We start from the raw sequence: 12,655 nt of genomic DNA, 5'->3' as shown, positions 1-12,655 counted from the left end.
CTAACATACTGGCAGGGTTGATGATGGCAAGACGCATACTGGTGGTGGAAGATGAAGCGCCAATCCGTGAGATGGTGTGCTTTGTGTTGGAACAGAATGGTTACCAACCATTAGAAGCCGAAGATTATGACAGCGCAGTAACTCGTCTGTCGGAGCCTTTCCCTGATTTAGTGCTATTGGACTGGATGTTACCTGGCGGCTCGGGTATTCAGTTCATTAAACATATGAAGCGTGAGGCGCTGACCAGAGATATTCCGGTAATGATGTTAACGGCCCGTGGCGAAGAAGAAGACAGGGTTCGCGGTTTGGAAGTGGGTGCAGATGACTATATTACCAAGCCGTTTTCGCCGAAGGAGCTGGTCGCGCGTATTAAAGCCGTGATGCGCCGGATATCGCCGATGGCAGTTGAAGAAGTTATTGAAATGCAAGGGTTAAGCCTTGATCCTTCCTCGCATCGTGTTATGGCCAATGAGCAAGCGCTGGATATGGGGCCGACCGAGTTTAAGTTACTGCACTTCTTTATGACCCACCCGGAACGCGTTTACAGCCGTGAACAGTTGCTTAATTATGTCTGGGGCACTAACGTTTATGTAGAAGATCGTACGGTTGACGTGCACATTCGTCGGCTACGTAAGGCGCTTGAAATTGATGGTCATGACAGAATGGTACAAACTGTCCGGGGAACCGGATACCGTTTCTCAACGCGCTACTGAGTTTTCAGTGCCGGAGAATTCGTTGTGTTAGAACGCTTATCATGGAAAACGCTGGCTCTTGAGCTGGCTCTTTTTTGTCTGCCTGCATTATTGCTGGGTGCCTTTATTGGCTATCTTCCGTGGTTATTGCTGGTTTCTGCTGTCGCGGCGCTGGTTTGGAATTTCTATAATCAACTTAAGCTATCTCACTGGCTGTGGTTAGACCGCAGTATGACGCCACCTGCGGGTCGTTGGAGCTGGGAACCGCTGTTTTATGGTTTGTACCAAATGCAGTTGCGAAATCGTCGGCGTCGGCGCGAACTGGCACTGCTCATCAAACGTTTTCGCAGTGGTGCCGAATCATTACCTGATGCAGTTGTTATCACCACAATTGATGGCAATATCTTCTGGTGTAACGGTTTAGCCCAACAATTACTGGGGTTCCGTTGGCCGGAGGATAACGGTCAGCATATCCTCAATTTATTGCGCTACCCGGAATTCAGTCAATATCTGCAACAGCAAGAGTTCTCCCGCCCGTTGACCCTGCAACTGAATAATGGTTATTACGTGGAGTTCCGTGTGATGCCTTATTCCGAAGGGCAATTACTGATGGTGGCCCGTGATGTTACTCAGATGCGCCAGTTGGAAGGTGCAAGGCGTAATTTCTTTGCCAACGTCAGTCACGAATTGCGTACCCCATTGACGGTGTTGCAAGGTTATCTGGAAATGATGCATGACCAAGAGCTGGCAGGGCCATTACGGGATAAAGCATTGGGGACCATGCAAGAGCAGACGAAGCGAATGGATGGGTTGGTAAAACAACTTTTGACGCTATCACGTATTGAAGCCGCACCCAATGTTGATATGAATGAGCGGGTAGATATTCCATTGATGCTGAAAGTGTTACAGCATGAAGTTCAGGCGCTCAGTAACGGACGACATGAGATTACCTTCCGGGTTAACGACCAATTAAAGGTATTTGGCAACGAAGACCAATTGCGCAGCGCGGTATCAAATCTGGTTTATAACGCCGTCAATCACACGCCTGCTGGTACCAAGATTGAGGTGTGTTGGCAGCAAACTGCGCAAGGCGCACAATTTCAGGTCAGTGACAATGGGCCGGGAATTGGCCCTGAACATGTTCCACGGTTAACGGAGCGTTTCTATCGGGTGGATAAGGCCCGATCACGGCAAACGGGGGGCAGTGGGCTAGGGCTGGCAATTGTGAAACATGCATTGAGTCATCACGATGCACGTTTAGATGTCATGAGCGAGGTAGGTCTGGGAACGCGATTTATCTTTACCTTGCCGAATCGATTGATTGTTCCCGCCGTTTTAGCCGAGAATGCAGTCAAATCCTAAAAACTGCATGGATACCAAGCTGATGAAATGGGCAAAACTGGTGCTGTTGCACGCCATGCTATGGTTTAGCCATGCCGTTTTAGCGCAGTCTGAAGCGGTACTTTCACCTCCAACTGGCGTTTTGCCAATGGCTTCCGTACCTGTCCCCAATACCTTATCAGGCAATCTTTCCAGTGTGGGTTCTGACACCTTAGCCAATCTGATGTCCTTGTGGGCTGATGATTTTAATCATCATTATCCTGGGGTTAATTTGCAAATTCAGGCAGCAGGTTCCTCTACTGCTCCTGTGGCATTAGCTGCTGGTGCCGCCCAACTTGGCCCGATGAGTCGGCCAATGAAAGCGGGCGAAATCAACGCATTTATTCAGCGTTATGGCTATCCGCCATTGGCAATCCCCGTGGCTGTCGATGCATTGGTGGTGTTTGTTCACCAGGATAACCCACTGAATAAACTGACCTTGCCGCAGCTTGATGCTATTTTCTCGCAAAATCGCCGATGTGGGGAGCTACATCAGATTCAGCGTTTTGGTGAGTTGGGGTTGGAAGGGGAGTGGGCAACGCGCACTCTACAACGTTATAGCCGGAATTCAGCCTCAGGAACCTATGGTTACTTTAAACATAAGGTGTTGTGTGATGGTGATTTTATAAATAATGTCAATGAGTTGCCAGGTTCAGCCTCGGTGGCACAGGCGGTGGCCGGCTCATTGAATGGCATTGGTTATGCCAGTATTGGTTTTCGTAACAGTGGTGTTAAGCCGTTGTCACTGGCGGCTGTGGGGCAGGATTTTGTGATGCCAACACCTGAGAATGTTAGAGATGGTCGCTATCCTTTATCACGTTATCTGTATATTTATATCAATAAGGCACCGGGCCAACCGCTGGAGCCATTGACTGCGGCGTTCCTTGAACGGGTTTTATCACCTGAGGGGCAAAAGAGGGTCACCCATGACGGCTATCTCCCCCTGCCGCCCGAGATACTGATTCAAACCCGAAAAGCGTTAGGTTTTACTGATTGAGGTGTTTCAGTCGTCGTTTTTTGCCTATGTAATCTTGCATCATTTCTGTGCGTAAAATGATCAACCTCTCCTGAGTATTCGTCACCAGATTGGCGGTAAATTGTTAACGACTGGCTACAAATAATACAAATCATATGGCGTGTATTTCTTAAAACATGGCATGATTAACTGGTTTGATAACATTATCTGGATGATGACTCTGCTTTTATGATCCCGACTTGCCTTTCTCCGCTATAAACGGTCTACTTAGCGCCGTTGTTGGCCTATTCCACCTGCAAATAACTTCAAAAACACTGCATACTGACGAAATAGATTGCTTATTAACCGCCGGAGTTTGCGTTTATCAGAGCTTTGTATCGTTTCGATCACGTAGGAAAGACCACAACTTAAGACTTTATCTTTTGGTCATTTAACTAGGCAACGCACATCACTATGAGTCATCGTTTATCGTCTAAAGATATTATGGCATTAGGTTTTATGACCTTCGCCTTATTCGTTGGAGCTGGCAACATCATCTTCCCGCCGATGGTTGGTTTACAATCGGGTGAACATGTATGGTGGGCTGCTCTTGGCTTCCTGATCACCGCTGTTGGTTTACCGGTAATTACCGTTATCGCATTGGCTCGGGTGGGTGGGGGGATTGATGCCCTGAGTACCCCAATTGGCCGCAGTGCTGGCCTGGTACTGGCTACGGTTTGTTATCTGGCTGTCGGCCCACTGTTTGCCACGCCACGAACTGCAACAGTTTCCTTCGAAGTGGGTATCGCCCCTTTGACTGGCGATGGTCCGTTGCCGCTGTTTATCTATAGTGTGGTTTATTTCGCGCTGGTGATTGGCATTTCCCTGTATCCGGGGCGCTTGTTAGACACAGTCGGTCATATTCTGGCACCACTGAAAATTCTGGCACTCGCTATCTTGGGAATTGCCGCACTGATTTGGCCTGCTGGGCCGCTGATTCCAGCAACCGATGCCTATCAGAACGTGCCGTTCTCCTCTGGTTTCGTTAATGGTTATCTGACCATGGATACCTTGGGTGCTTTGGTCTTTGGTATCGTTATCGTCAATGCGGCTCGTTCGCGTGGCGTGGTTTCCGCAGGTCTGTTGACGCGTTATACCATTTGGGCGGGGTTGATTGCGGGTGTCGGTTTGACGCTTGTTTACTTGAGCTTGTTTAAACTCGGCTCCGGCAGTGGCAGCCTGACGCCAGATGCGCAAAATGGCGCAGTCGTGTTGCATGCTTATGTTCAGCATACCTTTGGTGGTTTGGGCAGTTTGTTCCTGGCCGCATTGATTTTCATCGCCTGTATGGTGACCGCGGTGGGCCTAACATGTGCCTGCGCTGAATTCTTTGCTCAGTACCTGCCGCTGTCTTATCGGGCGCTGGTATTTATCCTCGGTATCTTCTCAATGATGGTATCGAATCTGGGCTTAAGTCACCTGATTCAGATTTCCATTCCGGTACTGACAGCAATATATCCGCCATGTATCGTGCTGGTTTTGATGAGCTTTACTTTGCGCTGGTGGCATCATGCCTCACGTATCGTGGCACCGGTCATGCTGGTTAGCTTGTTGTTCGGTATCCTTGATGCGGTGAAGGCGTCTACGTTCGCGCACTTCCTGCCTGAATGGACCCAACATCTGCCATTGGCTGAACAAGGTCTGGCGTGGTTATCGCCTTCCCTGCTGGTATTCGTCGTCGTAGGGTTGTACGATCGCCTCTGCTGTCGCCAGGCAGTTGCTGCTAAGCAATAACGGCACAGTTATAGGATTTTTTTAGCCACGGCTCATCCCCGTGGCTTTTTGCTGAAAAAAAGACGGGGCAATGTACATGGAATTACCAGTCAAAAATAAGCTGAAACGGGGCCTGACGACCCGCCATATCCGCTTTATGGCTTTGGGGTCAGCAATCGGTACCGGCTTATTTTATGGTTCGGCTGATGCGATAAGAATGGCTGGGCCTAGTGTGTTATTGGCATACCTGATCGGTGGCGTGGTGGCATTTATTATCATGCGTGCACTGGGTGAGATGTCAGTGAATAACCCACAGGCCAGCTCTTTCTCGCGCTATGCACAAGATTACCTTGGGCCAATGGCGGGTTATATCACCGGCTGGACTTATTGCTTTGAGATTTTGATTGTTGCTATTGCTGATGTAACCGCCTTCGGTATTTATATGGGGGTCTGGTTCCCGGACGTGCCTCATTGGGTATGGGTGCTGAGTGTTGTGCTGATTATTGGCGCAGTCAATATGATGAGCGTCAAAGTCTTCGGTGAGTTGGAGTTCTGGTTCTCATTCTTTAAAGTTGCCACCATCATCATCATGATTCTGGCCGGTTTTGGTATCATTATTTGGGGTATTGGTAACGGTGGGCAGCCGACCGGTATTCATAATTTATGGACTAACGGCGGCTTCTTCAGTAACGGTTTCGTCGGCATGATCCTATCATTGCAACTGGTGATGTTTGCTTATGGTGGTATTGAGATTATCGGTATTACCGCCGGAGAAGCTGAAAATCCAAAAAGCTCCATTCCGAAAGCGATTAACTCAGTGCCTTGGCGTATCTTGGTGTTCTACGTCGGTACCCTGTTTGTCATCATGTCTATCTATCCTTGGAATCAGGTGGGCACGAACGGTAGCCCATTTGTACTGACCTTCCAGCATATGGGGATTACAGTTGCGGCAGGTATTCTCAACTTTGTGGTGATCACCGCTTCATTATCTGCCATTAACAGTGATGTCTTTGGTGTCGGGCGTATGTTGAACGGGATGGCGGAACAAGGCCATGCGCCTAAAGCCTTTGCGGCAATATCCAAACGCGGAGTGCCTTGGGTTACGGTGTTGGTGATGATGTTTGCCATGCTGATTGCTGTTTATCTGAACTACATTATGCCGGAAAATGTGTTCCTGGTTATCGCATCGTTGGCGACCTTTGCCACTGTATGGGTATGGATCATGATCCTATTTTCCCAGATTGGTTTCCGGCGTTCACTAAGCAAAGAGCAGATTAAGGCGCTGGATTTCCCACTGCGTGGCGGCACTTTCACTTCAGTGTTGGCAATCATTTTCCTGGTGTTTATCATCGCCCTGATTGGTTGGTTCCCAACAACCCGAGTCTCGCTGTATGTTGGGTTAGTGTGGATTGCATTGTTGCTGGTGGGGTATTACTTGAAAGTACGTCATCAGAAGAAACAGCCAGAGCTTACCAAAGAAACTGAGTAATACTGAGTCAAGACCTACTATCAAGCCGGGAGATTTCTCGGCTTTTTTTGCTCTATACAATCCAGGGCATTCCGCTATTTACCCATACTTCTCCGCCCCCGATCTCATCCCTGATATTTATAGTGACAGATGAGGGGAAAGCGCCCACTACATGACATTATTCATATCGGCGAGCTGTATATTCAGATAAATCGCCTATCTCAGGTGAATGTGTCGCGGCGTTAATGTCTGCACCAGATAGCCTTAACAGGAATGGTTTTGGTTAACGCAGGAGAATTTTATGCTTAGTGGTTGGCATCTTCCGGTCCCGCCTTTTGTTCGTCAGCGAGGCGACGCATTACAGATTACTTTATGGTTGTATGGCGAATGGTTGCATGGCGACACATTACCGGCGCAGGTTTTCTTACGCTGTGAACCGGATAATGAAGAATGGCTACTGACGATGAAAGGCCAACAGCGTGATGGTTTTTGGTGTTATCGCGCGACGCTGCCTTTACATGAAGGGCAACCTACACGGCGCTACTGTTTTAAACTGTTATGGGATGACGACCAACAATGGTTCGGCCCACTGGGATTCTCACGGGTTCCTCCGGCGCAACTGGCGCAGTTCGCCATTGATATGCCCGACAGCGGCCCTGACTGGGTGGCCGACCAAGTCTTTTATCAGATATTCCCTGATCGGTTTGCCAGTAGTCAGGGGGATCACGGCGTGCAAAATGGGAGTTATCATCATCACGCCGCGGGTCATGCGGTGGCTCGCCGTGAATGGCAGCAACCACTGGATGATATTAATGCCGCCTCAACATTTTATGGCGGTGATTTAGCAGGTATCAGCCAGAAAATCCCTTATTTGCAACGGCTTGGTGTTACTGCGCTGTATCTAAATCCAATTTTTACCGCACCCAGCGTACATAAATATGATACGCAAGATTATTATCAGATTGATCCCTATCTGGGCGGCGAGGCGGCTTTTCTGCAATTACGTATGGCTACCCGTGATGCTGGCATAAAATTGGTACTTGATGGGGTGTTTAATCATACCGGTGATTCCCATCATTGGTTTGACCGGCACCAGCAAGGGGATAATGGGGCTTGTCATCATCAGGACTCACCTTATCGGGGCTGGTTTAATTTCTTCCCCGATGGGCGAGCGTTGGATTGGAAAGGTAATGCCAGCTTGCCAAAACTCAACTTCGCAAGTGAGGGCGTGGTAAATCAAATTTATCGGGGTGACGATAGTGTGGTGCGTTATTGGTTACGCCCCCCTTACAGTATTGATGGCTGGCGGTTAGATGTGGTGCATATGTTGGGGGAAGAGGGAGGAGCAAAAGGGAATTTGCGCCATTTAGCCGGTATTTATCAGGCAGCAAAAGAAGAAAATCCGCAGGCTTATATTCTGGGGGAACACTTTGGTGATGCACGTAATTGGTTACATGCCGGTGTAGAAGATTCGGCAATGAATTACATGGGTTTTGCATTACCGGTGCGTGGCTTTTTAGCGGGCCAGGATGTGGCTTATCATCCAATAAAACTCAATGCTGAGGATTGTGCCTACTGGATGGATGAGTACCGAGCCGGATTGCCACACGGCCACCAGTTGCGTTTATTTAATCAACTGGACAGCCATGATACTGCTCGTTTTATCACGCTACTAAATAATGATAAAGCCCGGATGCAGATGGCGCTGGTGTGGTTATTTAGCTGGATTGGTGTGCCTTGCTTATTTTATGGCGATGAAATTGGTCTTGATGGTGGCAATGATCCGTTCTGCCGCAAACCGTTCCCGTGGGATCAGGCTCAGTGGGATAATGACCTGTTGAAATTATGTCAACGGCTGGCGGCTCTGCGGCACAAAAGCATGGCGCTGCGGCGCGGTGGTTGCCAGGTGATTTATGCCAATGGCGACACTTTGGTGTTTATTCGTAGCTACCAACGTGAGCGAGTAATGGTCGCGATACAACGTATTAGTGATATCAATATTTCGTTGCCAGCATCCCCTTTACTCAATGTTGCTAAGTGGCTGCGCCAAGAAGGCTCATCCGAGTTGTATGTCACCGAGTCAGGCGTCAATCTACAGTTATCGGGTGAGAGTGTCACATTGTGGCGTGGTGTTGGTGAGCGCTAACTTAATCGTTAGCCTGTAGTGATAGCAATTAAAAGCGGCCAAGCGCCGCTTTTCCTTTTGTTGAGATATTATATATATGATAGGTAGCTGTATGGCTGACCAAACAGTGGGTTGGTAACATTCACCAAAGGGAAGATGATATGAGTTCAATTAAACGACAGGCATTGATCATTGGTGCTTCAAGAGGTTTGGGGCTGGGGTTGGTTGATGAGCTTAATCGCCGTGGTTGGTCAGTGACTGCGACGACACGCGGCACTGCCAAAGATACCGCCGCCCATGCTGCCCATTGGCTAACACTGGATATTAATAAACCTGAAAGTATTAAGCAGTTTCTGCCACAGGTACAGGGGCAGATATTCGACCTAATATTTGTTAATGCGGGTATCTCTGGGCCGGAGCATCAATCAGCCCTTGAGGCGCAACCGGAAGATATTCTGGAATTATTCCAAACCAATGCTGTTTCACCCATTCGTATAGCTCAATATCTTCTGCCACAACGTAATCCAACTCAAAGTGTGTTGGCCTTTATGTCTTCTCAATTGGGGAGCCTTGGTCACAATGCTTCTGGCCATAAACCGCTGTATTCAGCCAGTAAAGCCGCATTGAATATGATGACTCGCAGTTTGGTTGCCGAGGTGGCCGATCCGGCTCTGACGGTGTTATCTATTCATCCGGGCTGGGTAAAAACAGATATGGGCGGGGATGCAGCACCACTGACCATTGCAACCAGTGTGAAAGGTGTTGTCGACCAAATTGAGCGCGCTTCAGGTAAAGGGGGGCACGGGTTTATCGATTACCAAGGGCATTCATTGCCGTGGTGATGTATACCCGTCATACTTCAAGCTGCATGTGCGTTGGCTGCTTTCGTTCACCCGAATCACTTACCTGAGTAAGCTCATCGGGATTTACTCGATTACCGCCTTCCTGCAACTCGAATTATTTAGGGTCTATAATGAAGTGGTAAATTCCCCATCGATAGGTTGATGGGGGATCTCTGCTATTAATCGCTGTTAGTAACCGCTAGCCGTTAGTAACCAATGGCTGCACCCGCGGGGCGGCGGACATCATTAGCGCCGTACAGGTAGCCTTCGCGAACTTTGCCGGAAACTGCCGAGTCATTCCCTGAGTTGGCTGGACTGACTCCCTCCACTCCGGCCAAACCCACCAGAATCAGCTCGGCTGCGCCCCATGGGTTCTGTTCGACCATCTTATATCCCATGGTTTTTAGCAGATTAAGACTATCTGCGGATACCCCACGTTGTTCGTAATACACCTCATCAGGTAGCCATTGGTGATGGATGCGTGGTGCATCTACCGCCTCTTGTGGCGCCATGCCGTGGTCAATGACATTGAGGGCCGTTTGCAGGGTGATGGTGATAATTCGGGATCCACCCGGAGAGCCTAGCACCATAAATGTCTTACCGTCTTTGGTCACTAATGTTGGGCTCATCGACGATAGTGGGCGCTTACCGGGGGCGATGGAGTTGGTTGCCCCCTGTACTAAACCATACAGGTTTTGCTCGCCAACTTTGACAGTGAAATCATCCATTTCATCATTCAGGAAGAAGCCAGTACCGGGTGCGATGACTACTGCACCAAAGCGGCCGTTAACCGTGTAGGTGGTGGAGACCGCATTACCTTCATTATCGACGATAGAGTAGTGGGTAGTTTCTGGTTTTTCATGAGGTTGCATCCCCGGTTGTACTTCTACCGAAGGTGTCGCTTTGTTGGCAACAATTTGCTTGCGGATATCAGCGGCATAGCTTTTGCTGAGGAGGCGGTCGATTGGATTCTTAACAAACTCCGGGTCACCGAGGAAAGTATTGCGGTCCATATAGGCATGGCGCATGGCTTCTGTCAGTGTATGAATGTAAGCAGCCGAATTAAAACCCATGCTTTTTAAGTCATAGCCTTCAAGCACATTCAAGGTTTCACATAATGTCACTCCACCGGAACTGGGTGGTGGCGAGGAAACAAATTTATAACCGCGATAGCTACAAGTAATAGGGGCAGTTTCAGTGATTTTATAGTTGGCGAAATCAGCGGCAGTGAGGATACCTCCGCCTTTTTTGGCTGCGGCTTCTACCGCTTGAGGTATTTTACCTTGATAGAAAGCATCTGGCCCTTGCTCCGAGATTGCGCTCAGGGTTTCAGCCAGATCAGCCTGAACTAAACGATCACCCGGTTGCAGCGCTTCACCATCCTTACGCAAAAAAATGCGCGCAGATTCAGGATCTTGACGGAAGCGTTTAACAGTAGTATCCAGAATGTCTGTATCGGCACGAGTTAGCACAAAACCCTCACGGGCCAATTTGATCGCTGGAGCCATCACTTGCTGGCGCGTCAATTTACCGTATTTCTTCTGTGCGCTATCCATTCCCAATACCGTGCCAGGGACGCCGGCTGCCAGATAACCATACAAACTGGCATCTTTGGTTACTTTACCCTCTTTATCCAGATACATATCTGCGCTGGCAGCGGCTGGCGCGGTTTCACGGAAGTTGATAAATGTATCAGTTCCATCAGCAAGATGAATGGTCATAAAACCACCACCACCAATATTGCCACAACATGGGTTTACGACTGCCTGCGCATATCCCACCGCTACTGCGGCATCAACGGCATTGCCGCCCATTTTTAAAATATCAGTCCCCACTTGTGAGGCGAGATATTGGGAGGTCACTACCATGCCATGTTTTGCTTCCACCGCGGGTGTTGAGGCCGCATGCAGTGTGCCACTGACCAGTAAAGCCAATACAGCCAAGGGTTTGTTCCATTTTTTCAACAACATTCAGACTCCTGTTATTTCCTGCCCGCCAGGGATGACCTGATCATTTTTGTCTGGCAGCTTCAAAACACTGCTCATGGGGGGTGAAAAACACACACCAGTAATAATTAATAGCAGAATTAATGTTTATGGCTGCTAATTAATTAGCGGCGAAAGGAGGCGTTGTCAGTTGTTGCCCGGCAGATAGGTTGATTTATGCTTGAGAGGAATCAAGATAAGTAAAAATAACTTATTGAAAATAAATAAGTATTCACGATATTGATAAGCTGGGAATGGAAATGATTATTATATAAACTCTGCGGCGGGTGCTTGAAGCTGTCTGCTTTGGGCATTGTTTGAATCAGTGCTGTAAGTGCCTTGGTAAAAAACAGTTGTTGTCATAAAGCAGATAGGAAAAAGCCCCGTACTGAAGTTAATCAATACGAGGCTCCCTAATGCCTAGCAACATTACGGTAGCTTCTTACCTGCTGAAAGGCAAGACATGGAGGCCAAATATGCCACAAAAATATCCCCTTCTTACTTGAAATTACAGCGTTGTTAGCTGCTCTCGTTCACCCGAGTCACTTACTTATGTAAGCTCATCGGGATTTACTCGTTTGCCGCCTAGCTGCAACTCCAATTACTTTGGGGATATATCAGTATTGTTGGTATGTCGTCGTTTGGTTTTATATCAGCATAAAAAAGCCAGTCAGTGTGAACTGACTGGCTTGATACCCCTGAGCAAATCAGGGGCGGCATAAACCGTTATTACAGTTTAGAGGCGTTTTCAGACAGGTATTTAGCTACGCCATCTGGTGATGCGCCCATACCTGCTTTACCTTTTTCCCACTGAGCAGGGCAAACTTCGCCGTGTTCTTCGTGGAATTGCAGTGCATCAACGGTACGGATCATTTCGTCAATGTTACGGCCAATTGGCAGGTCGTTAACGATTTGGCTGCGAACAATACCGTTTTTGTCGATCAGGAATGAACCGCGCAGTGCAACGCCAGCTTCTGGGTGTTCAATGCCGTAGGCTTTCTGAATTTCACGTTTGATATCAGCAACCATTGGGTATTTAACTTCACCAATACCGCCTTTATCAACAGGGGTTTTACGCCATGCGTTGTGCACAAACTCAGAGTCAAAAGAAACACCAACAACTTCAACGCCACGTTTCTGGAATTCTTCGTAACGGTGGTCGAAAGCGATCAACTCTGAAGGACAAACGAAAGTGAAGTCCATTGGCCAGAAGAACAGGACGGCAGGGCGGCCGTTCAGGTGTTTTTTCAGGTTGAAGTTTTCAACGATTTCGCCGCTACCAAGAACAGCAGCTGCTGTAAAATCAGGGGCTTGACGAGTTACCAGAACCATAAATTACTCCTGTTAATAGGGATGGATTAACCAGTTGTCTTAAAAGTATTGGCACAGCATAGGTATTTAAGCGCAATGAATAAAGGGATAAATACCAATCGCT

Annotated in this window: 9 protein-coding genes; 7 read left to right on the top strand and 2 right to left on the bottom strand. The window is 48.4% G+C overall.

From position 1 onward, the window contains the following. The first annotated feature begins 23 nt into the window (after positions 1–23). The 7 genes from phoB to EL015_RS16170 all read left to right on the top strand — a co-directional run bounded on the left by phoB (position 24) and on the right by EL015_RS16170 (position 9,235). Positions 24–713: a phosphate response regulator transcription factor PhoB gene (gene phoB, locus EL015_RS16200; protein WP_025377384.1), complete on the top strand. Its 690-nt coding sequence runs from the start codon at positions 24–26 to the stop codon at positions 711–713. Positions 714–737: 24 nt separating this feature from the next. Then, on the top strand, positions 738–2,054 hold the full coding sequence (phoR, locus tag EL015_RS16195) for a phosphate regulon sensor histidine kinase PhoR (RefSeq protein ID WP_005193148.1): 1,317 nt from the start codon (positions 738–740) through the stop codon (positions 2,052–2,054). A 22-nt stretch (positions 2,055–2,076) separates the two neighbouring features. Further along, positions 2,077–3,069, top strand: a complete 993-nt coding sequence (locus EL015_RS16190) for a PstS family phosphate ABC transporter substrate-binding protein (RefSeq protein WP_032908009.1) — start codon at positions 2,077–2,079, stop codon at positions 3,067–3,069. A 432-nt stretch (positions 3,070–3,501) separates the two neighbouring features. Then, entirely contained in the window at positions 3,502–4,821 is a 1,320-nt protein-coding gene (gene brnQ, locus EL015_RS16185; RefSeq protein WP_005193154.1) for a branched-chain amino acid transport system II carrier protein, read from the top strand. 76 nt (positions 4,822–4,897) lie between these two features. Further along, a complete protein-coding gene (proY, locus tag EL015_RS16180) occupies positions 4,898–6,289 on the top strand; it encodes a proline-specific permease ProY (RefSeq protein WP_005193157.1) in 1,392 nt (463 codons plus the stop codon). 280 nt (positions 6,290–6,569) lie between these two features. After that, a complete protein-coding gene (gene malZ / locus EL015_RS16175; RefSeq protein WP_053012075.1) occupies positions 6,570–8,414 on the top strand; it encodes a maltodextrin glucosidase in 1,845 nt (614 codons plus the stop codon). A 140-nt stretch (positions 8,415–8,554) separates the two neighbouring features. Continuing rightward, positions 8,555–9,235: an SDR family oxidoreductase gene (locus tag EL015_RS16170; RefSeq protein WP_005193166.1), complete on the top strand. Its 681-nt coding sequence runs from the start codon at positions 8,555–8,557 to the stop codon at positions 9,233–9,235. 206 nt (positions 9,236–9,441) lie between these two features. Here the strand turns inward: EL015_RS16170 and ggt are convergent, their stop codons facing one another. Next, positions 9,442–11,205, bottom strand: a complete 1,764-nt coding sequence (gene ggt, locus EL015_RS16165) for a gamma-glutamyltransferase (protein ID WP_005182078.1) — start codon at positions 11,203–11,205, stop codon at positions 9,442–9,444. Positions 11,206–11,949: 744 nt separating this feature from the next. Then, entirely contained in the window at positions 11,950–12,552 is a 603-nt protein-coding gene (locus EL015_RS16160; RefSeq protein ID WP_004393160.1) for a peroxiredoxin C, read from the bottom strand. Positions 12,553–12,655 lie beyond the last annotated feature (103 nt).

Origin of the sequence: Yersinia intermedia (assembly GCF_900635455.1) — a bacterium.
Classification (GTDB): domain Bacteria; phylum Pseudomonadota; class Gammaproteobacteria; order Enterobacterales; family Enterobacteriaceae; genus Yersinia; species Yersinia intermedia.
The sequence above is the reverse complement of the archived record's forward strand: the minus strand, read 5'-3'. Positions and strand labels throughout refer to the sequence as shown.